This is a genomic window from Streptomyces niger (genome assembly GCF_000718305.1).
In the GTDB taxonomy this organism is placed as follows: Bacteria; Actinomycetota; Actinomycetes; order Streptomycetales; family Streptomycetaceae; genus Streptomyces; species Streptomyces niger.
Map to the genome: position 1 here is coordinate 512,323 of NZ_JOFQ01000001.1, position 20,033 is coordinate 532,355.

At 73.0% G+C, this 20,033-nt stretch carries 19 protein-coding genes; 7 read left to right on the plus strand and 12 right to left on the minus strand.

What is annotated here, in order from left to right; genetic code table 11:
- Window positions 1-7: 7 nt before the first annotated feature.
- The gene (locus IF20_RS02310; protein ID WP_052863179.1) at window positions 8-502 is read left to right on the plus strand and encodes an RDD family protein; all 495 of its coding nucleotides are present in this window, start codon (window positions 8-10) and stop codon (window positions 500-502) included.
- Between the two features lie 87 nt (window positions 503-589).
- Window positions 590-1,075, plus strand: coding sequence for a DUF1269 domain-containing protein (locus tag IF20_RS02315; RefSeq protein WP_052863180.1), 486 nt, complete (start codon window positions 590-592; stop codon window positions 1,073-1,075).
- Between the two features lie 187 nt (window positions 1,076-1,262).
- Here IF20_RS02315 and IF20_RS02320 read toward each other — a convergent pair whose 3' ends face one another.
- A complete protein-coding gene (locus tag IF20_RS02320; RefSeq protein ID WP_051871249.1) occupies window positions 1,263-1,532 on the minus strand; it encodes a hypothetical protein in 270 nt (89 codons plus the stop codon).
- Window positions 1,533-1,934: 402 nt separating this feature from the next.
- Between IF20_RS02320 and IF20_RS02325 the strand changes: the two genes are divergently transcribed.
- Window positions 1,935-3,230: an MFS transporter gene (locus IF20_RS02325; protein WP_052863181.1), complete on the plus strand. Its 1,296-nt coding sequence runs from the start codon at window positions 1,935-1,937 to the stop codon at window positions 3,228-3,230.
- A gap of 29 nt (window positions 3,231-3,259) precedes the next feature.
- On the opposite strand, the gene IF20_RS02330 is transcribed toward IF20_RS02325, so the two are convergent.
- A complete protein-coding gene (locus IF20_RS02330; protein ID WP_052863182.1) occupies window positions 3,260-4,663 on the minus strand; it encodes a sugar porter family MFS transporter in 1,404 nt (467 codons plus the stop codon).
- Window positions 4,664-4,808: 145 nt separating this feature from the next.
- On the opposite strand from IF20_RS02330, the gene IF20_RS02335 reads away from it, so the two are divergent.
- The 3 genes from IF20_RS02335 to IF20_RS02345 are packed head-to-tail and all read left to right on the plus strand — an operon-like array spanning window position 4,809 to window position 7,307.
- Window positions 4,809-5,519, plus strand: a complete 711-nt coding sequence (locus IF20_RS02335) for a GntR family transcriptional regulator (protein ID WP_052863183.1) — start codon at window positions 4,809-4,811, stop codon at window positions 5,517-5,519.
- On the plus strand, window positions 5,516-6,535 hold the full coding sequence (locus IF20_RS02340; RefSeq protein ID WP_234426454.1) for an ROK family protein: 1,020 nt from the start codon (window positions 5,516-5,518) through the stop codon (window positions 6,533-6,535). The genes IF20_RS02335 and IF20_RS02340 overlap by 4 nt, the downstream gene beginning before the upstream one ends.
- 43 nt (window positions 6,536-6,578) lie before the next feature.
- Window positions 6,579-7,307: an N-acetylmannosamine-6-phosphate 2-epimerase gene (locus IF20_RS02345; RefSeq protein ID WP_110943716.1), complete on the plus strand. Its 729-nt coding sequence runs from the start codon at window positions 6,579-6,581 to the stop codon at window positions 7,305-7,307.
- A gap of 87 nt (window positions 7,308-7,394) precedes the next feature.
- Here IF20_RS02345 and IF20_RS02350 read toward each other — a convergent pair whose 3' ends face one another.
- From IF20_RS02350 to IF20_RS02385, 8 genes are all read right to left on the minus strand, one after another.
- Window positions 7,395-9,485 carry a xanthine dehydrogenase family protein molybdopterin-binding subunit gene (locus tag IF20_RS02350; protein WP_052863184.1) on the minus strand — a complete coding sequence of 697 codons (2,091 nt, stop codon included), beginning with the start codon at window positions 9,483-9,485 and terminating at the stop codon, window positions 7,395-7,397.
- On the minus strand, window positions 9,482-10,483 hold the full coding sequence (locus tag IF20_RS02355; RefSeq protein WP_052863185.1) for an FAD binding domain-containing protein: 1,002 nt from the start codon (window positions 10,481-10,483) through the stop codon (window positions 9,482-9,484). The genes IF20_RS02350 and IF20_RS02355 overlap by 4 nt, the downstream gene beginning before the upstream one ends.
- The gene (locus IF20_RS02360; RefSeq protein ID WP_052863186.1) at window positions 10,480-11,022 is read right to left on the minus strand and encodes a 2Fe-2S iron-sulfur cluster-binding protein; all 543 of its coding nucleotides are present in this window, start codon (window positions 11,020-11,022) and stop codon (window positions 10,480-10,482) included. The genes IF20_RS02355 and IF20_RS02360 overlap by 4 nt, the downstream gene beginning before the upstream one ends.
- A gap of 80 nt (window positions 11,023-11,102) precedes the next feature.
- A complete protein-coding gene (locus tag IF20_RS02365) occupies window positions 11,103-12,506 on the minus strand; it encodes a rhamnulokinase (RefSeq protein ID WP_110943783.1) in 1,404 nt (467 codons plus the stop codon).
- Between the two features lie 68 nt (window positions 12,507-12,574).
- Window positions 12,575-14,614, minus strand: a complete 2,040-nt coding sequence (locus IF20_RS02370; protein ID WP_052863188.1) for a bifunctional rhamnulose-1-phosphate aldolase/short-chain dehydrogenase — start codon at window positions 14,612-14,614, stop codon at window positions 12,575-12,577.
- Window positions 14,615-14,773: 159 nt separating this feature from the next.
- Window positions 14,774-15,949, minus strand: coding sequence for an L-rhamnose isomerase (rhaI, locus tag IF20_RS02375; protein ID WP_052863189.1), 1,176 nt, complete (start codon window positions 15,947-15,949; stop codon window positions 14,774-14,776).
- A 183-nt stretch (window positions 15,950-16,132) separates the two neighbouring features.
- A complete protein-coding gene (locus IF20_RS02380; RefSeq protein WP_052863488.1) occupies window positions 16,133-16,669 on the minus strand; it encodes a Dps family protein in 537 nt (178 codons plus the stop codon).
- A gap of 258 nt (window positions 16,670-16,927) precedes the next feature.
- Window positions 16,928-17,662, minus strand: a complete 735-nt coding sequence (locus IF20_RS02385; protein ID WP_052863190.1) for an alpha/beta fold hydrolase — start codon at window positions 17,660-17,662, stop codon at window positions 16,928-16,930.
- A gap of 132 nt (window positions 17,663-17,794) precedes the next feature.
- On the opposite strand from IF20_RS02385, the gene IF20_RS40850 reads away from it, so the two are divergent.
- A complete protein-coding gene (locus IF20_RS40850) occupies window positions 17,795-18,094 on the plus strand; it encodes a helix-turn-helix domain-containing protein (protein WP_407702437.1) in 300 nt (99 codons plus the stop codon).
- Here the strand turns inward: IF20_RS40850 and IF20_RS02390 are convergent.
- Window positions 18,000-18,281 (minus strand): chaplin, encoded by a 282-nt coding sequence (locus IF20_RS02390; RefSeq protein WP_052863191.1) that lies wholly within the window; start codon window positions 18,279-18,281, stop codon window positions 18,000-18,002. The two genes, IF20_RS40850 and IF20_RS02390, sit on opposite strands and share 95 nt — an antisense overlap.
- Window positions 18,282-18,414: 133 nt before the next feature.
- Window positions 18,415-19,926, minus strand: coding sequence for an NAD-dependent succinate-semialdehyde dehydrogenase (locus IF20_RS02395; protein ID WP_110943718.1), 1,512 nt, complete (start codon window positions 19,924-19,926; stop codon window positions 18,415-18,417).
- Window positions 19,927-20,033 lie beyond the last annotated feature (107 nt).

A 20,033-nucleotide genomic window follows, 5' to 3' on the forward strand; every position in this document is an offset into this window, starting at 1 on the left:
CGGCGCCGTGACGACATCAGCGCCGCGTCCCGGTCCGGCCGCGCTGCAGGGGCGGCCGGCGGGGCTGGTGTCCCGTGCCGTCGCGGCCGTCGTCGACGCGGGCGTCGTGCTCGCCCTCGGGCTCGCGACGCTGCTGGCCGCCGGCGCCCTGCGGTTCATGGTCACCGGGCCGCCGTTCGCGCTGCCGCACCTGCCGCCCCGGGTCAGCTCCACGTGCGCGGCCGTGCTGACCGTCGGCTACCTCGCGGGCAGCTGGCTGACGGCCGGCCGCACCGCCGGCGGCCGGCTCATGGGCATCCGGGTGGCCGGGCGGTCGGGGCGGCCGCTCGGCCCCGGACGCGCCCTGCTGCGGGCGGTGCTGTGCGTCGCCTTCCCGTGGGGCCTGCTCTGGATCCCCGTCAGCCGGCGCGGCAGATCGCTGCAGGACCTGGTGGTGGCCAGCACGGTGGTCCACGACTGGTACCGCGGCCCACCCGGCCGCGACCTCACCCGTTCCGGGTGACGCCCGAGGACGCGGACGGCGGCTCAATGGGACGGGGATCCACCGGGCCGTGGGGTCCGGGATCCACCGGACCCGTAGGAGGTTGCCATGACCGATCTCGTCGTACTCGGCTTCCCCGACAAGGAGAAGGCCGAGGCCGTCATGCGGCTCGGCAAGGAGCTCTCCCGCCAGGAGCTGCTCGACCTGGAGGACGCCGCCCTGGCGTGGCGGACACCGGACGGCAAGATTCATGTGGCGCAGACCTACAACACCACCGCGGCAGGGGCGGCGGGCGGCGCGCTGTGGGGGACGCTGTTCGGCATGCTCTTCCTGATGCCGGTCTTCGGCGCGGCCGTCGGCGCCGCCTCCGGCGCGCTCGTCGGCAGGCTCACCGACGTCGGGATCAACGACGCCTTCATCAAGGAGGTGGCGGCCACGCTGGAGCCGGACCGGGCGGCGGTCTTCGCCCTCGTACGGCGGTCGACGCCGGACCGGGTACGCGAGGCGCTGCGCCCCTTCGACCCGACCGTGCTGCGTACCTCGCTCACGAAGGACCGCGAGGAAGAACTGATCGCCGCGCTGCAGAAGAGCTGACCGAGCCGGCCGGACGAGCTGCCGCTCGCATGCGGCCGCTCCGCACGGCCGCTGCTGGATCAGGCCGCGACCGTTCGCCGCCCTCTCCCGGATCTCCTGAGCCGGGCCTGGCGGGCTCGCGTCGCGGCAAGTGGAAGGGGCGGGCCCGGAGAACCGGGCCCGCCCCTTCGTGTGCGTGCAGGAGCTGTCAGCGGGTGTACCGCATCAGCGTGCGGACCATGTGGCAGGTGGTGTCGGACGGGCGGTGGATGCCGACGAGCGCGGCGGTGTCGCGGATGAGCCGGTTCGGCGCGCGGTCCGGCGTGTGCACGCCGGAGTCGAGCAGCGCGATGGCCAGGCGCATGGCCTTCAGCCGGCGGTTGTGGGCGATGTACCACTCGCGCGGCCGGCCGGCGGGCAGCGGCTTCTTGGCGAGCGGGGCGTACGGCAGGTCGAACAGAGCGGACGTCGGGGTCATTGCGGCAGCCGTCACAGGGTCCCTCCTGTCGTGGTCGAGAGCCCCGGATCCCCCCGTGAGCTCTCTCGAACACTGCTTCTATATTACCCCGCCGCACTGACAAAAGTCCCTGGCCAGAGGGCATTTGTGACCCTCTGGAGACAGTTTCTCGAAAGGTTTTGCGCGGGTCCGCGAGGCGGCCCGACGGTCCGGAGCGGAGTACGGTGCGGCGCCCTCCTCTCCTCCGGTCCGCCCGGTCGACACTTCCGTCCCGGTGGCCCCACCGGTTAATTGAAAGGTTTCAGAGGAAAGTTGCACACCGGGTATTGACCCCCGAGCCACACGCATTCATTGTTTGAGTCGTTTCAACACGGCTGTTTCGCGCAGCCCGCTTCACGACAGTGCGAGGACGAAGGAGTCCAGGTGACATCCCTGCAGAGCACGCAACCCTCCGCCGCCCCGGGCGGGGAGGGCGCCGTTTCGCGGCAGCAGTGGAAGTGGACCGGGCTGGCCGGCATGGCGTCGTACCTGGATGCCGGGTCGATCGTCGCGCTCAGCTCCGGTCTCGCCTTCTTCCAGGACCGCTTCGGCCTCTCCCAGAACGGGCTCGGCGCGCTCACCGCCATCGGCCCCAACGCCATCGGCGCGGCGATCGGCGCGTTCATCGGCGGCCGGCTGGGCGACAAGCTGGGCCGCAAGCGCATCTACCAGTACGACCTGCTGGTGTACGCGGCGGCCATCCTGCTCATCGCCTTCGCGGTCAACCCGGTGATGCTCTTCGCCGGCACGTTCATCGTGGGTCTGGCCGTCGGCGCCGACGTGCCGACCTCGCTCGCGCTGGTCGGCGAGTTCTCGCCCGCCAAGGCGCGCGGCAAACTTCTCGGGCTGACCCAGGTGACCTGGAGTCTCGGTCCGGTGGTCGTCCTGTTGCTGGCGCTGGCCCTGTCCGACCTCGGCCTGCTCGGCATCCGCATCGTCTTCCTGCACCTGTTCGTGGTGTCGCTGGTGACGTACGCGATGCGCCGCGGCATGGTCGAGTCGGCGGTCTGGCGGACCGCGTCGGAGGCCGCCCCCGCCGCCCGCCCGAAGGTGCGCGACCTGCTGCGCGGCGCCCATCTGCGGGCGCTGCTGTTCACCGGCGGCATCTACCTGTTCTGGAACCTCGCGGCCGGCACGAACGGCATCTTCACCCCGTACATGGTCAAGACCCTGGGCGCGGGCAGCCAGGCCACCAGCGTGGCGCTGTCCTGCGCCAGCTTCGCGCTGGTGATCGTCGGTACGGTGGCGTTCTACATGCGGTACGCCGACCGCGGCCACCGCTACCGCAAGGCGATGTGGATCGCCGGTTCGGTCATGCAGGTCTGTGCGTACGGGGTCTTCCTCGTGCTGCCGTTCACGCTGCCCGTCATCGTCTTCAACGTGGTGCTCTTCGGCGTCGGCCAGGCGATGGCGGGCGAGGCGGTCTACAAGACGATCAGCCAGGAGGTGTTCCCGACGATACTGCGCGGCACCGCGCAGGGCATCACCTTCGGCACCTCCCGCGTCGTCCTCGGCGTCTGGTCGTTCTTCGTGCCCGCGCTGGCGAGCACCGGCATCGCGCCGGTCGCCGCCTTCCTGACCGCCTCGCTCCTCATCTGCGGCGTCATCGGCCTGTTCATGCCGAACACGGCAGGCAAGTCGCTGGAGCAGGTGGAAGCCGAACGCGCGGCCACCGCCTGACGCACCGTCACGCACGCGGGCTCACCCGCTCACCCGCGGGTGAGCTCGCGCTCGATGTCCTCCAGGCTCTTGCCGCGGGTCTCGGGGATGCAGCGGACCGTGAACAGGGTCAGCAGTGCGCACACCACCGCGTACGCGGTGAAGGTGGCGGCCCCGCCGAGCGCGTCGAGCAGGGTGAGGAAGGTGAGGGAGACCAGGAAGTTCATGGTCCAGTTGGCGAACATGGTGGCGCTCATCGCCGTGCCCCGGATGCGCAGCGGGTACAGCTCGGACGGGATGATGAAGACGACCACGTTGAGCGTGGTGGCGACCGCGGCGATGAAGAGGACCACGAACGCCACGGCGAGCCAGGCGAACGAGGAGTGGCGGCCGCCGGCCGCGAGGGTGGCCGCCAGGCCGGCGAGGGCGAGCGTCATCACCGCGGCGCCGGACGCCAGCAGCTTCTTGCGGCCGATGCGGTCGACGGCGAACATCCCGACCGGGGTCATCAGCAGGTTGACCAGGCCGACGCCGACGGTGGCGAGGACGGCCGAGGAGGAGCCGAGGCCGCTGCTCTCGAAGATCTTCGGCGCGTAGTAGATGACGGTGTTGACGCCGGACGCCTGGCCGAGGATCTGGAGGCCCACGCCCGCGAGGATGGCCGGGCGTACGGAGCGGCCCGTGAGGGCGCGCCAGCGGCCCCGGCGGGCCGGCGCCGCACCGTCCTCGCGCCCGGCCGTCACCGCGGCCAGCTCCGCATCGACCGCCGCCGGGTCGCCGGGGCCGCGGAGCCGCGCCAGGACGGCGCGGGCACGCTCGGTACGGCCGCGCAGCGCCAGCCAGCGCGGGGATTCGGGCATCAGCAGCATGCCGGCGCCGAAGAGCAGCGCGGGCACGGCGGCGAGGCCGAACATCCAGCGCCAGCCGTGGGTGGCGTGGGCCAGGGCATAGTTCGCCACGTAGGCGAGGACGATGCCGAAGGTGATCATCAGCTGGTTGAGACCCACCAGCCGCCCTCGGTGGCGGGGCGGGGCGACCTCGGCGAGGAAGACCGGGACGAGGTTGGACGCCGTACCGATGCCCAGGCCGAGGACGAGGCGGGCCGCCGTGAGCACGGCGGCGGAGGGGGCGAGGGCGGCCAGTGCGGCGCCGACCGTGAACACACCGGCGGCGGCGACGAGGACGGGGCGGCGGCCGTACCGGTCGGCGAGGTTGCCGGCGACGGCCGCGCCGGCCATCGCGCCGACCAGGATGGCGCTCACCACGACGCCGGAGCCGAAGGCCGTGAGCCCGAAGTCGGACTCGATCGTGAGCAGGGCGCCGGATATGACGCCGGTGTCGTAGCCGAACAGCAGTCCGCCGAGCGCGGCGACCAGGGCGACGCCGATCACCGGCCGCAGGGTGGTGCCGCCGCCACCGCTCCGCGTCACCGTGTCCGTACCGAGTGACGCCATCGCGTTTTCCTTTCGCCGACCAGAGATTGGAAGGTACCAATCTGACACTCAGCTTGGACTCCGACAAGATCTCCCGTAATAATTTCCGTATTGGTTGGCACCAATCACAACGGCGCCGGCCGCCCGACGACTGGGATGGTGAAGCGTGGCCCGACAGGCCAAGCACGAGGAACTGCGGCTGGCATTGCTGGCCGAGACGGCCGGGTCTCCCCCGCACACGCCGCTCCCCACGGAGCGGGACATCGCCACGGACCACGGGGTCTCGCGCAACACCGTCCGGCAGGCGCTGGACGCGCTGGAGGCGGCGGGCAACGTCTACCGGGTGCAGGGCGCGGGCACGTTCGTCGCCCCACCCGTGGTGTCCAAGTCGCTCACCCTCACCTCCTTCTCCGAGGACATGCGCGCCCGTGACCTCGAACCGGCCTCGCGGCTGCTGGCGGCCGAGACCGTACGGGCCGGCCGGCAGATCGCCGACCGGCTCGGCGTCGCCCCGGACTCCGACGTCGTACGCGTCTCCCGGCTGCGGTTGGCGGACGGCGCCCCCATGTGCCTGGAGAACGTCCACTTCCCCGCCGACCGGGTCCCCGGCCTGGTCGACGAGGACCTGACCGGCTCGCTCTACGCCCTGCTCGACGCGCGGTACGGGCTGGACATCCGCTCGGCGGACCAGATCATCCGCGCCGTCGACCTCGACGAGACCGAGTCGGCCCTCCTCGGCGTGCCGCTGGGCAGCTCGGGGCTGCGGGTGCAGCGGGTCGGCCTGGACCGCCGGGACACCCCCGTCGAGGCGACCACCACGATCTACCGCGCCGACCGCTACGACATCCGCTTCACCGTGCGCCGGGCACAGCCGTGACGGCCGCCCGGCAACCGCGACCGGTCCACATACCGGAGCCCGCACCCGCCGCCCCGACCCCGCGCCCGCTGCTCGGCGTCGACGTCGGCGGGACGAAGATCGCCGCCGGGGTCGTGGCGCCCGACGGCACCCTGCTGGCGACGGTCGTCCGGCCCACGCCCGCCGCCGAGGGCCCGACCGCCGTGCTCGACGCCATCGCGGCGGCCGTCCGCGAGCTGCCCGGACACGAGGACGCGACGGGCCTCGGCATCGGCACCGGGGGCGTCATCGACCGCGACCGGGGCATCGTCCTGTCCGCCAACGCACTGCTCCCCGGATGGGCCGGCACCCGGCTGAGCGAGGAGCTGGGCGACCGCCTCGGACTGCCGGTGGCCGCCGACAACGACGCGAACGTCTTCGCGCTGGCCGAGCAGACCTACGGCGCCGGCGCGGGCTGCTCCTCCGCGCTGTACGTGAGCGTGGGCACCGGCATCGGCGGCGGGCTGGTCGGCGGCGGGCGGCTGCTGCGCGGCGCGCACTGGACGGCGGGCGAGTTCGGCCACCTCGCCGTACCGGAGGCCGCGGGGCGGCCGTGCAACTGCGGCCGTCCCGGACATCTGGAGGCCGTCGCGGCCGGGCCCGCGATCGCCGCCCGGTACCGCGAGCTGGCCGGGGAAGCGGACGTGCACGACCTCCGGAAGGTCGTGGCGGCGGCGGAGCAGGACGCCGGGCCCACCGGGGAGACCGCACGGGCCGTCCTCGCGGAGGGCGCGGGCGCGCTGGGCCGGGCCCTGGCGGGGCTGGTCAACACCGTGGACCCCGAACGGGTCGTGGTCGGCGGCGGGGTCGCGTCGATCGGTGCGCCGTTCTGGGCGCCGCTGACCGAGGCGTTCGCCGCCGAGCTGCTGCCCGGCCCCGCCGGGGTGCGCCCCGTGCCGGCCGCGCTCGGCCCGCGCGCCGCGGTGGTCGGCGCCGCCGCGCTGCTGCTGGAGGAGGCCGCCGGGGACGCGCCGGTACGGCCGTCCGCGCGCTCCTGACGCCCCCGCACCACCAACCGACACGAGACAACGAGGACAGCACATGACCGGGACCGCACCCGACACCCCGCACGGCCCGATGCCCGCCGACCGCGCCCGCGCGCTCCTCGGCGGGATGCGCGGCCGGCTGATCGTCTCCTGCCAGGCGCCGCCCGGTGACCCGCTGCGGTCCCCGGCGCACATGGCCGCGATGGCCGCCTCGGTGACCGCGGGCGCGCCGGTCGCGGGCGTCCGGGTGCAGGGCGTGGCGGACATCGAGGCGGTACGGGCCGTGGTGGACCTGCCGGTCATCGGGCTGTGGAAGGACGGCACCGAGGGTGTCTACATCACGCCGACCGCGGCGCACGCGCGGGCGGTTGCCGAGGCCGGGGCGGAGATCGTGGCCGTCGACGCCACGGACCGGCCGCGCCCGGACGGCCGCCCGCTGCGCGAGACGGTCGAGGCGGTGCACGGCCTGGGCCGGCTGCTGATGGCCGATGTCTCGACCGTGGCGGAGGGCGTGGCGGCCGCGGCGCTCGGTGCCGATGTCGTCTCCACGACCCTCTCCGGTTACACGCCCTACAGCCGTCGGCAGCCGGGCCCGGACCTGGAGCTGGTCGCCGAGCTGGCCGGCCGGGTGGACGTGCCGGTGTTCGCCGAGGGCCGGCTGCACACGCCGGAGCAGGCGGCGGCCGCGATCGAGGCCGGGGCATGGGGCGTCGTCGTGGGCGGCGCCATCACCGCACCGGCCGCCATAGCGACCCGCTTCGCCGCCGCGCTGCCCCACCCCTGACAGTCCGCCCACCGCACTGCGACGCCCCCTGACAGTGCGTCCACCGCGCCGCCACGCCCTTGACAGTGCATCAGGCGGTGGTCGCCGTCAGAGGTGCGGCAGCAGCGCGTCCGGGGTGACCGGCAGGGCGCGGATGCGGACGCCGGTGGCGTGGTGGACGGCGTTGGTGACGGCGGCCGCGGTGCCGACGATGCCGATCTCGCCGATGCCCTTCGAGCCCATCGGGTTCAGGTGCGGGTCCTCCTCGTCGAGCCAGTGCACGTCGATGTCCGGCACGTCGGCGCAGACCGGCACGTGGTACATGGCCAGGTCGCGCTCCGCGTAGTCGCCGAACTCCCGGTCCACCGTGCTGTGCTCGGTCAGCGCCATGCCCAGCCCCATCGTCATGCCGCCGAGGAACTGCGAGCGCGCGGTACGCGGGTTCAGGATGCGGCCGGTGGCGAAGACGCCGAGCAGCCGCCGCACCCGGGTCTCGCCGGTGGCGGTGTCCACCTGCACCTCGCAGAACTGGGCGCCGTACGCGTGGCGTGCGTACTCCTGGCCGCGCTTGGCCTCCTCGGTGGTGTCGGCGGTGGCCGTCAGGCCGGTCTCCGGCACTTCGTCGTGCTCCGCCAGCTGCCGTCGCAGCCCCTCGCACGCCTTGTGCACGGCGGAGCCCCACGACGAGGTGCCGGACGAGCCGCCCGCCACCGGGGCCTCGGGGAGCTTGCTGGAGCCGACGTGGATGCGGACGCGGTCCAGCGGCATGCGCAGCGCGTCGGCGGCGATCTGGGCGAGGACGGTACGGGCGCCGGTACCGATGTCGGTGGCGTTCACCCGCACGTCGATCAGCCCGTCGGCGCGGGCGTGCGCCTCGGCCCGGCACGGGGAGACCATGACCGGGTACGTCGAGGCGGCCACTCCGGTGCCGAGCAGCAGCCGGCCGTCCCGGCGGCCTTGGACCGCCGGGTCGCGGTGCTGCCAGCCGAAGCGGCGGGCGCCCTCGCGCAGGCACTCCACGAGGTGGCGGCTGCTGTACGGGCGGCCGGAGTCCGGCTCGCGGTCGGGTTCGTTGCGCAGCCGCAGTTCGATGGGGTCCAGGCCGCAGGCGAGGGCGAGTTCGTCCATGGCCGATTCGAGCGCGTACATGCCGGGGCACTCGCCGGGCGCCCGCATCCACGACGGGGTGGGGACGTCCAGCCGGGTCACCCGGTGGGTGGTGCGGCTGTGCGGCGAGACGTACATCGTGCGGCTGGGGGCCGCCGCCTGCTCCACGAACTCCTGGATGGCCGAGGACTGGGTGACGATCTCGTGGGCGAGCGCCTGGATGCGGCCGTCCCGGTCGGCGCCGAGGCGGAGGCGCTGGAGCGTCGGGGCGCGGTGGCCGGTGACGGCCGCGAGCTGCTGGCGCGCCAGGGCGAGGGTCACCGGGCGGCCGGTCACCCGGGCGGCCATGGCGGCGAGCACCGCTTGCGGGCGCGGGGTGCCCTTGGAGCCGAAGCCGCCGCCGACGTGCTCGCTGGTGACCTGTACCCGCTCCGGGCCGAGGCCGAAGAGCTGGGCCAGCATCTGCTGCACCGTGGACGAACCCTGGCTGGAGTCGTACAGGCACAGCCGCTCGCCCTCCCACCAGGCGGTGGCGGCGTGCGGCTCCATCGGGTGGTTGTGCAGCGGCGGGGTCTCGTACACGGCGTCGTGCTGGACGGCCGCCTCGTCGTACGCGGTGTCGAAGTCGCCACGTTCCCGGTCGGCGGGGTGGCCGCCGTTGGCCTCCTCGGGCGCGTAGAGGCCAGGGTGGTCGAGGCCGAGCAGGACGTCGTGCGGCTCCGAGGTGTAGTCCAGACGGACCGCACCGGCCGCTGCCCGGGCCGCCTCCAGGGAGGTGGCGACCGTGAGGGCGACGATCTGTCCGCGGTGCGCGACGCGCGGCGACTGGAGGACGGCGAGCGTGGGATCGACGCCTTCTTCGAGGCGGGGTGCGTTCTCGTGGGTGAGCACGGTGAGGACGGCGGGGTCGGCTAGCGCGGCGCCGGTGTCCACGCCGGTGATCTCCCCGCGGGCGATCGTGGCGGGCACCGCCCAGGCGAAGAGGCCGTCGGGGTGTCCATGGTCGGCGGCGTACCGCGCCGTGCCGGTCACCTTCTCGCGGCCCTCCAGCCGCGCGGTGTCCGCGCCCAGGGTCCGGGGCAGGGTCGTCATCGCGCGCCTCCCTCGTCGGCGCCCGCCAGGTCCGTCAGCACGGCGACGGCCAGCCGGCGGGCCAGCGGGATCTTGTAGCCGTTGTCGCGGAGCGGCTCGGCGGCCGCCAGCTCCTGGTCCAGCGCCCGGCCGAAGGACTCCTCGGTGGCGGGTTGGCCGACCAGCGCCGCCTCGGCGGCCCGAGCCCGCCACGGTTTGGCCGCCAGCGCGCCGAACGCGAGCCGTACGTGCTGCACGGTGCCGTCGCTCACCCGCAGGTCGGCGGCGACCGAGGCGAGCGCGAAGGCGTACGAGGCGCGTTCGCGGGCTTTGCGGTACGCCGAGCGCGCCGCGGGTGCGGGCGGCGGCAGTTCGACGGCCGTGATCAGCTCGCCGTGCTCCAGTACGGTGTCGCGTTCCGGTGCGTCGCCGGGCAGTCGGTGCAGTTCGGCCACCGGCAGCGTCCGCGTGCCCTCGGCCGAGACGCAGTGCACGGTCGCGTCGAGGGCCGTCAGTGCCACCGCCATGTCCGACGGGTGGGTGGCGACGCAGTGCTGGGAGGCGCCGAGGACGGCGAGGTCGCGATGGATGCCGCTGCGCGCGGGGCAGCCGGAGCCGGGCCGCCGTTTGTTGCAGGGCTTGCCGATGTCCTGGAAGTAGGTGCAGCGGGTGCGCTGCAGCAGGTTGCCGCCGATCGTGGCGAGGTTGCGCAGCTGGGGCGAGGCGCCGGCCAGCAGCGCCTGGGACAGCACCGGGTAGCGCCGGCGGACGAGCGGGTGCACGGCGAGGGTGCTGTTGCGTACGGTGGCGCCGACCCGCAGGCCGCCGTCCTCGGTCTCGGTGATCTCGTCGAACGGCAGCCGGCTGACGTCGACCAGCATCTCGGGCACCTCGACCCCGAGCTTCATCAGGTCCACCAGGTTGGTGCCGCCGCCGAGGAAGGCCGCGCGAGGCCGGCGGGAGAGCAGATCGACGGCGGCTGCCGGGTCGGTGGCCGTCTCGTAGCGGAAGGGTTTCACCGGGCCGCCTCCCGTACCGCGTCGATGATGTTCACGTACGCGCCGCAGCGGCAGATGTTGCCGCTCATCCGCTCGCGCACCTCGCCGCCGGACAGCTCCACCGGACCGTCGGGCACGCCGTCCGGCGTCACCGCGCTGGGCCAGCCCTCGGCCGCCTCGGCGATCGCGGCGACGCCCGAGCAGATCTGGCCGGGGGTGCAGAAGCCGCACTGGAAACCGTCGTGCGCGAGGAACGCCTCCTGCAGCGGGTGCAGCGCGTCGCCGTCGGCCAGGCCCTCGACGGTGGTGACCTCCGTACCGTCGGCGGCCACCGCGAGCAGCAGGCAGGAGTTGACCCGCCGGCCGTCCAGCAGGACGGTGCAGGCCCCGCACTGGCCGTGGTCGCAGCCCTTCTTCGCGCCGGTCAGCCGCAGGTCCTCGCGGAGCAGGTCCAGCAGCGAGGTGCGGTTGTCGACCGTGCGCTCCTGGCGTTCGCCGTTGATGTGCAGGGTGAGCGCGGTGGTGGTGTCCGCGCAGCCCGTACCCTCCGTGCTTCTCATGGAGTCACCAGTGCCCCTGAAGGCGTCACCCGAAAACGGACAAACCGGCTCCGCACCTCGCTCGGACCAACCGGGGACCGTCAGGCCGGGCCGATCCGGCGCTCCGCGGCGTCCCAGGCGGCGCGGTCGCCGCCCGGGGTGTAGTGGCGCAGCGGCTGGGTGGTGGCGACCAGGCGGCGCATCGCGGCCCGGTCCGGGACGAGGCCGTGCGCGCGGGCCTGGACGAGGACGTTGCCCAGCGCGGTGGCCTCGGCCGGTCCCGCGACGACGGGGAGCCCGGTGGCGTCGGCGGTGAGCCGGCACAGCAGCTCGTTGCGGCTGCCGCCGCCGACCAGGTGGACGGTGCGGATCTCCCGCCCGGCGAGTGCGGCGGCGCGGCGCAGGGTGCGGGCGTGCGCCAGGGCGAGCGCTTCGAGGACGGTGCGGACGACGGACCCCTGGTCCTGGGGCGGCCGCTGGCCGGTCCGGACGCAGTACGCGGCGATCCGCGCCGGCATGTCACCGGGGGCGAGGAACTCGGGCGCGTCGGGGTCGATGACGGCGGCGAAGGGGCGCGCCCGCTCGGCCGCCGCGAGCAGGGGGCCCAGCTCGTGCGGCAGCCCCTGCTCCCGCCAGGTGCGCTGGGACTCGGTCAGCAGCCACAGGCCCATGATGTTGCGGAGGTAGCGGGTGGTGCCGTCGATGCCCAGTTCGTTGGTGAAGTTCGCGGCGCGGGACTCCTCGGTGAGCACGGGCGCGGCCAGCTCCAGGCCGGCCAGGGACCAGGTGCCGCACGAGACGTAGGCGACATCGGGTCCTTCGGCCGGTACGGCGGCGACGGCGGACGCGGTGTCGTGCGAGGCCACGGCGGTGACGGGGGTGGTGGTCGGCAGTCCGGTGGCCTCGGCGACGTGCGGGAGCAGGGTGCCCGCCGGGTCGCCGGGGCGGCGCAGCGGCGGCAGCAGCGCCGGGTCGATGCCGACCCGGCCGAGCAGCTCCTTGGACCAGGTGCCGGTGCGGGCGTCGTACAGCCCGGTGGTGGAGGCGTTGGTGGCCTCCGCGCCGACCGTGCCGGTCAGCCGGTGCACCAGCAGGTCCGGGATCAGCAGCAGGGTGCGCGCTGCCGCGAGCCGGTCGCCGTCGGCCGCCAGCTGGTAGACGGTGTTGAACGGCAGATGCTGGAGCCCGGTGACGGCGTAATGATCCGCCGGTCCCACCGCGGCCCGCACCCGCTCCGCCACGCCCTCGGTGCGTGGATCGCGGTAGTGGTACGGCTGGTCCAGCAGCGCCCCGTCGGCGTCGAGGAGGCCGTAATCCACCGCCCAGGTGTCGATGCCGATGGAGTGCGCGCCACCCGCCGCGGCCACCGCGCGCAGCCCGTCGAGCACGCCCCGGTGGAGTGCGCCGAAGTCCCAGCGCAGCCCGTCGGGCGACCGCAGCGGGGTGTTGGGGAACCGGTGGGCCTCGGCCAGTTCGAGCAGGCCGGGACCCACCCGGGCGCGCATCACGCGCCCGCTGGTGGCGCCGAGGTCGACGGCGGCGAAGGTGCGGGTGTCGGTCACAGGGTCTCCGGTCAGCGCAGGAACGCCGCGGCGACCCCGGCGTCCACGGGAACGTGCAGTCCCGTCGTGTGGGTCAGGTCGCCGCCGGTCAGCGCGAACACCGCGTTCGCGACGTGCTCCGGCAGCACCTCGCGCTTGAGCAGGGTGCGCTGGGCGTAGAACTCGCCGAGCTTCTCCTCCTCGATGCCGTACGTCGCGGCGCGCTGCGCGCCCCAGCCGCCGGCGAAGATCCCGGAGCCGCGCACCACACCATCGGGGTTGACGCCGTTGACGCGAATGCCGTGTCCACCCAACTCAGCGGCCAGCAAGCGCACTTGATGGGCCTGATCGGCCTTGGTGGCGGAGTAGGCGATGTTGTTGGGCCCGGCGAAGACGGCGTTCTTCGACGCGATGTAGACGAGGTCGCCGCCCATGTCCTGAGCGATCATGACGCGGGCCGCCTCGCGGGAGACGAGGAAGGAGCCGCGGGCCATGATGTCGTGCTGCAGGTCCCAGTCCTTCGCGGTGGTCTCCAGCAGCGGCTTGGAGATGGAGATGCCGGCGTTGTTGACGACCAGGTCGACGCCGCCGAAGGCGAGTACGGCGGCCCGGAAGGCGGCGGCGATCTGCTGCTCGTCGGTGACGTCCACGGTCACCGCGACGGCCTTGTCCGGGCCGCCCAGCTCCTCGGCCACCGCACCGGCGCTCTCGGCGTTCAGGTCGGCGACCACGACGCAGGCGCCCTCGGCGGCCAGCCGGTGCGCGATGGCCTTGCCGATCCCGCTGCCCGCGCCCGTCACCAGCGCCACCCGGGTGGCCAGCGGCTTCGGCTTCGGCATCCGCCGCAGCTTGGCCTCCTCCAGCTCCCAGTACTCGATGCGGAACTTCTCGGCCTCCTCGATCGGCGCGTACGAGGACACCGCCTCGGCGCCGCGCATCACGTTGATCGCGTTGAGGTAGAACTCCCCCGCCACCCGGGCGGTCTGCTTGTCCTTGCCGTAGCTGAACATGCCGACGCCCGGCACCAGCACGATCGCCGGGTCGGCGCCGCGCAGGGGCGGCGAGTCGGGGGTGGCGTGCCGCTCGTAGTAGGCGCGGTACTCCGCCCGGTACTCCGCGTGCAGCTCCTTCAGGCGGGCGATCGCCTCGTCGAGCGGGGCCGTCGGCGGCAGGTCGAGGACGAGCGGCCGGACCTTGGTGCGCAGGAAGTGGTCGGGGCAGGAGGTGCCGAGCGCGGCCAGCCGGGGGTGTTCGGCTCGGGCCAGGAAGTCCAGTACGGGGGCGGTGTCGGTGAAGTGGCCGACCTGCGGCTTGTCGGCCGAGGCGAGCCCGCGGAGCACGGGCGCGAGGGCCGCGGCCCGCTCCTTGCGCGCGTCCTCGGGCAGCGCTTCGTACCCCTCGACGACCGGGCCGAACGGCTCGGCCTTCCCCCGCTCCGCCAGGAACGTCTCGGCGGTGCGGATGATGTGCAGCGCGTTGCGCTCGCACTCCTCGGAGGTGTCGCCCCACGCCGTGATGCCGTGTCCGCCGAGAATGCAGCCGATCGCCTGCGGGTTGGCCTCCTTGACGGCGGCGATGTCCAGGCCGAGCTGGAAGCCGGGGCGCCGCCACGGCACCCAGGCGACCCTGTCGCCGAAGCACTCGGCGGTCAGCTTCTCACCGTCGGCGGCGCAGGCCAGCGCGATGCCGGAGTCCGGGTGCAGGTGGTCGACGTGCGCGGCGTCGACGAGACCGTGCATCGCGGTGTCGATCGAGGGCGCCGCGCCGCCCTTGCCGTGCAGGCAGTAGTCGAACGCGGCGACCATCTCGTCCTCGCGCTCGACGCCCGGGTACACCTCGGTCAGCGCGCGCAGCCGGTCCAGGCGCAGCACGGCCAGGCCGGGCTCCGTGAGGGTGCCGAGGTCACCGCCGGAGCCCTTGACCCACATCAAGGCCACGTCCCCGCCGGTGACCGGGTCGGTGGCCGACCCCTTGGCGGAGGCGTTGCCACCGGCGTAGTTGGTGTTCCGCGGATCGGATCCGAGCCGGTGAGCACGTGCGAGGAGTGCGTCGACTTCGGGGTGGGGTGCCATGGTGTTTTCCGTCCTTCGCGACGATTACGTACGTCCAGCTACGTACAGGAAGGCGCCCCGAAGGGGCGCGGGGCTGCGGTCTTGTCTGCGGCTCCGCCGCGTGGGCGCGACCGGCCACACACGGCCGGTGGACGCCGTCGAACAAAGCGCGGCAGCCGCTCAGGCGCCCCAACCGGCCTGCGTACCGCCCACCCGTTCCGCGACGATCCGCTCCTGCCAGCCGGAGGTCCGGTACGCGGCGACCGGATCCGGGTGCAGCCCCATCTCCTCCCGCACCTCCGCGAGCAGCGGCCGCACGTCGGTGTTGTACGCGTCCATCAGGACGCCGTTGGCCGCGAGCACATCGCCGGAACGCTGCGCCGCCCGCAGCGCATCCGCGTCCACCAACAGCGCCTTGGCGGTGGCTTCCTGCACGTTCATCACGGAGCGGATGACGGCCGGGATCTTCGCCTCGATGTTGTGGCACTGGTCGAGCATGAAGTTGACGTTGCGCTCGGGCTCCAGCCCGCCGTTCTTGATCACCTCGTGCGCGATGCGGAACAGCTGGAACGGGTCCGCGGCGCCCACCATCAGGTCGTCGTCGGCGTAGAACCGGGAGTTGAAGTCGAAGGCGCCGAGCTTCCGTTCACGGAGCAGGAAGGCGACGATGAACTCGATGTTGGTGCCGGGCGCGTGGTGCCCGGTGTCGACGACGACCTGCGCCTTCGGGCCGAGCTTCAGGCAGTGGGCGTACGAGGTGCCCCAGTCCGGCACGTCGGTGGTGTAGAAGGCCGGCTCGAAGAACTTGTACTCCAGCAGCAGCCGCTGGTCGTCCCCGAGCCGCTGGTACACCTCGGCCAGCGACTCGGCCAGCCGGTCCTGGCGGGCGACGATGTCGTCCTGGCCGGGGTAGTTGGTGCCGTCGGCGAACCACAGCTTCAGGTCCTTCGAGCCGGTCGCGTCCATGATGTCGACGCAGTCGAGGAGGTGTGCCACGGCCTTGCGGCGGACGGCCGGGTCGGGGTGGGTGACGGACCCGAGCTTGTAGTCCTCGTCCTGGAAGGTGTTGGCGTTGACGGCGCCGAGCGTCAGGCCGCGCTCCGCCGCGTACTCCGCGAGCTTCCCGTAGTCCTCGACGGTGTCCCAGGGGATGTGCAGCGACACCCGGGGCGCGACACCGGTGAACTCGTGCACCCGTGCCGCGTCGGCCAGCTTCTCGTACGGGTCGCGGGGGACGCCGGGCTGCGCGAACACCTTGAAGCGGGTGCCGGAATTGCCGTAACCCCAGGACGGTGTCTCGATCACCTGTGCCTTCAGGGCGGCCTTCACGGCGGACGGGGCGGGCGTGCTCGGCATGGATCACCTCGGCGGTGTGCGACGGCGAAACGCTTTTGAATCGTTTCAGTGCGCCCTAAGCTAGGCCGCCGGAGGAGAGAGCGTCAAGAGGGCGGCCACACAAAGCGCCGTGCCCGGCCATCGCACGGCCGGGCACGGTGAAAAACGATTCAGGCGACGCGCACGCCACCCGCCCCTGGAGCCTCAGGGCTGCTGCCGCGCCTGCTTCCCCGCCGCCCGCGCGGCCCCCGCCTCACTGGTCTCGCTCGCGGTGCTGAGCTTGCCGCCGGAGCTCTCCAGGTGGGCACGGATGAACCACTGGAACAGTTCCAGACTGCGCAGCTGCTCGATGAGCATGTCCTGGGTGATCGGGTCGGGTTCGTCGGTGGCGCGCACCGCCTCGCGGTGGTCCTCGATGACGCCGGTGTAGACCACGTCCAACGCGCCGAGGTGCTCGATGGACTCGGCACGCCCGATGGCGTAGTCCTCCCAGGTGCGCTCGGCGACCATGACACCGGGCGTGCCGGCGGGCTCGCCGCCCAGCGTGGAGATGCGCTCGGCGGTGGTGTCGATCATGTCGCGTACGGCGTCGACCTGCGGATCGAGCATCTCGTGCACGGCGATGAAGTGCGGGCCGACCACGTTCCAGTGCACGTGCTTGAGGGTCAGCGCCAGGTCGTTGAGCGCGTGCAGCCGCATCCGCAGCAGCTGAACGACCTCCGAGCCCTGGGAGGTGCTCATGCCCGGAACCGTATAGGCGAGCTTGGAGTCGGCTTTCGAGGCCACGGCACTGTCTCCTTCGACGGTCTTCAGGCGGTCCGGCGGACGTGCCGGTCGCCCCGGGCCCGACGGGGCGCCGGGCGTGCGCCCACAGCCGTACCACCGAGCGTCGCACGGCAAACGCCAGGTTCCTCCCGTTGCACCGCCTTCACCCCGTTATGGCGCTCCCGGGGTGGGACGGCCGCACCGGCACCGACTGCGGGCGCCCCGCCGACCGCGTCAGGAGGCCGCCGTGTCGAGGGCCTCCGCGAGCGCGACAGGCGCCGACAGCATGGGCCAGTGCCCGGTGGCCAGGTCGATGCGACGCCACGGCGGCCGGCCGAGGAAGGCCAGCATCGGCACGTCCGCGTCCAGCAGGGCCTTGAACTCGTTGCAGGCGATCAGCACGCGGTCCACCTCGGGCCCGGGTTCGACCGCGACCGTGAGGGGCTGTTCGTACGTGCGGAAGGGCTGGGGCGTGGCGCGGCTGTGCAGGAGCGCGCGCAGCTCGTCGGTGAGCCCTTCGAGGTCGCCCGCCGAGCCGAGGGCGTCGAACTGCGGCATCGGCAGCCGCCAGCCGTCCCCCTGCTCCGCGACCCGCGCACGCAACGCGTCGACCTCCTCCTGCCCCATGAGGTCGAGCAGTCGCATCCCGTCGGCGAACGGCGCGCTGTCGACGAACACCAGCCGCCGCAGCCGCTTCCCGAGCCGCCCGGCGGCACCGCTGACGGGGGCCGCCGCGTAACTGTGCGCGACGAGCGTGACGTCGCGCAGGTCGTGCTGCTCGATGACGGTGACGATGTCGTCGACGTGGGTGTCCAGTCCGGTCTCCGGCGTCGCCTGCTCGGCCCGCTCACCGAGACCGGTCAGCTCCGTCGCCAGTACCGTATGGCCGCGCTCGCGCAGCTCACGAGCGGTGTCTTCCCAGACCCAAGCACCCAGCCAGGCGCCGGGAACGAGCACGAACGTGGCCATCCATCTTCTCCTTCTCCCAGGTAACGGAGACACAGTAGAACAAATGGCCGACTATGACCGGCAAAAGCGGATGAGAAGGCCGACGACAGGCAACTCCTGCGATATCGCGGGCACTTGCGAGGCAATCACCGATTGATTTTCGATCGAAAGCCATCAAAGATCGCGAAGGCGGTACGGTTCACCACCCTCGAAGCGATCTGCCGCACCCTCGACTGCCGGCCCGGTGACGTGCTGCGCTGGGTACCCGACGAGCAGTCGGCGGACGGCTGGCCACAGATGACGGCATCCGCCGCCGGGCGATGGCCCGGCGGCGGATGCCGTGTGGTGCGTCTGCCGGTCAGCTGCGGCCGTGGCCCCAGCCGCCGTGGTGCTTGCCCTGGTGCACGTCCGCGACGCAGGAGTTGCTGTCCGCGGGGTTCAGCAGGCCGATGACGTCGACGCTCGTTCCGCAGACGTTCACGGGCAGATCCACCGGCACCTGGACGGCGTTGCCGGACAGGAGACCCGGACTGTTGGCGACCGTGCCTCCCGCGCCGGCGTCGGCGAAGGAGGCGGTGGCGCCGCCGAGGACGGTCGCGGCGGCCAGTGCGGTCGCCACGAGGGCGGTACGGATCGACATGTTCTCTCCCGTGAAGAGGGGTGTTCGTTCACAGAGAGAATTACCGCCCACGAACGGTTCGCCACCTGAGAAGCATCGGGACCGCCTGATTGCAGTAGCACATCAGGCTGAACGAGGCAGGGACGTCCCCCGGTCAGCCCTGCCCGGTCGGGATGGCCAGGTACTTGTACTCCAGGAACTCCTCGATACCGACCCGGCCGCCCTCCCGGCCCAGCCCGGACTGCTTGATGCCGCCGAAGGGAGCCGCCGGGTTGGAGACCAGGCCGGTGTTGACGCCGACCATGCCGGTCTCCAGCTTCTCGCCGACCCGCAGCGCGCGGTCCAGGTTCTCGGTGAAGAGGTAGCCGACCAGGCCCCATTCGGTGTCGTTGGCGGCGCGGACCGCCTCGTCCTCGTCGTCGAAGGTGAGGATCGCGGCGACCGGGCCGAAGATCTCGGTGGACATCAGCGCGGAGTCGGGGTGCACGTCGGTGAGGACGGTGGGCGGGTAGAAGTAACCTGCACCGTCCGGTGCCTCGCCGCCGATCACGGCCTTGGCGCCGCGCCGTACGGCGTCCTGGACCAGGTCGGCGGCCTTGTCGCGGCCTGCCGCGTCGATCAGCGGGCCGACGTCGGTGCCGTCCTGCGTGCCGGGGCCCACGGTGAGGGCGCCCATCCGCTCGGCGAGGCGGGTGGCGAAGGCGTCGGCGACGGAACGGTGCACGAAGAAGCGGTTGGCGGCGGTGCAGGCCTCGCCCATGTTCCGCATCTTGGCGATCATCGCGCCGTCCACGGCCTTGTCCAGGTCGGCGTCGGCGAAGACCAGGAACGGTGCGTTCCCGCCCAGCTCCATCGAGGTCCGTACGACGGTGTCGGCGCACTGGGACAGCAGGATGCGGCCGACCTGGGTGGAGCCGGTGAAGGACAGCTTGCGTACGTCACCGCTGCGCAGCAGGGGTTCCACGACGCCGGCCGCGTCCGTGGTGGTGACGACGTTGAGGACGCCGGGCGGCAGGCCGGCCTCGGTCATGATGGCGGCCAGCGCCAGGCTGGAGAGCGGGGTCTGCGGTGCGGGCTTGAGCACCATCGTGCAGCCCGCGGCGACCGCCGGGCCGATCTTGCGGGTGCCCATCGCGAGCGGGAAGTTCCACGGGGTGATGAGCATGCAGGGGCCGACGGGCTGGCGCATCACCAGGACGCGGTTGGCGCCGTCGGGGGTGCGCGACATGCCGCCGTCGATGCGTACGGCCTCCTCGGAGAACCAGCGGAAGAACTCCGCCGCGTACCCGACCTCGCCGCGCGCCTCGGCCAGCGGCTTGCCCATCTCCAGGGTCATCAGGAGGGCGAGGTCCTCCTTGCGCTCGATGATCAGCTCGTAGGCGCGGCGCAGGATCTCGCTGCGGGCGCGCGGCGCGGTGGCCGCCCAGGACTCCTGGGCCGCGACCGCGGCGTCCAGGGCGCGCCGGCCGTCCTCGGGCGAGGCGTCGGCGACCTGGCAGAGCTCGCGCCCGGTGGCCGGGTCGTCGACGGGCAGGGTGCGGCCGCCGGCGGCGTCCTGCCACCGGCCGTCGAGGAACAGCTGTTTGGGCGCCGCGTCGACGACGCCGATGCCGGAGCGCGGCGCGTCGGCGGCGCCCGACGACTGGGTGCTGGTGGTCGTGGTCATGGTCGGTGCCTCCCGGCGGTTCGGTGCGCGGAGCGAGCAGGGATGCGGGGCCGGCCCCTGGTGGGCGGGGTACGGGCGGCCGGCTCCCCGGCGGACGGGAAGCGGAC

Bases quoted from the DNA above. Each gene is read 5' to 3' on its own strand.
- IF20_RS02315 (WP_052863180.1), top strand. From the start codon at position 590: ATGACCGATCTCGTCGTACTCGGCTTCCCCGACAAGGAGAAGGCCGAG.
- IF20_RS02320 (WP_051871249.1), bottom strand. From the start codon at position 1,532: ATGACCCCGACGTCCGCTCTGTTCGACCTGCCGTACGCCCCGCTCGCC.
- IF20_RS02330 (WP_052863182.1), bottom strand. From the start codon at position 4,663: ATGGCGTCACTCGGTACGGACACGGTGACGCGGAGCGGTGGCGGCGGC.
- IF20_RS02345 (WP_110943716.1), top strand. From the start codon at position 6,579: ATGACCGGGACCGCACCCGACACCCCGCACGGCCCGATGCCCGCCGAC.
- IF20_RS02350 (WP_052863184.1), bottom strand. From the start codon at position 9,485: ATGACGACCCTGCCCCGGACCCTGGGCGCGGACACCGCGCGGCTGGAG.
- IF20_RS02360 (WP_052863186.1), bottom strand. From the start codon at position 11,022: ATGAGAAGCACGGAGGGTACGGGCTGCGCGGACACCACCACCGCGCTC.
- IF20_RS02365 (WP_110943783.1), bottom strand. From the start codon at position 12,506: ATGCGCGCCCGGGTGGGTCCCGGCCTGCTCGAACTGGCCGAGGCCCAC.
- IF20_RS02370 (WP_052863188.1), bottom strand. From the start codon at position 14,614: ATGGCACCCCACCCCGAAGTCGACGCACTCCTCGCACGTGCTCACCGG.
- rhaI (WP_052863189.1), bottom strand. From the start codon at position 15,949: ATGCCGAGCACGCCCGCCCCGTCCGCCGTGAAGGCCGCCCTGAAGGCA.
- IF20_RS02380 (WP_052863488.1), bottom strand. From the start codon at position 16,669: ATGAGCACCTCCCAGGGCTCGGAGGTCGTTCAGCTGCTGCGGATGCGG.
- IF20_RS02385 (WP_052863190.1), bottom strand. From the start codon at position 17,662: ATGGCCACGTTCGTGCTCGTTCCCGGCGCCTGGCTGGGTGCTTGGGTC.
- IF20_RS02390 (WP_052863191.1), bottom strand. From the start codon at position 18,281: ATGTCGATCCGTACCGCCCTCGTGGCGACCGCACTGGCCGCCGCGACC.
- IF20_RS02395 (WP_110943718.1), bottom strand. From the start codon at position 19,926: ATGACCACGACCACCAGCACCCAGTCGTCGGGCGCCGCCGACGCGCCG.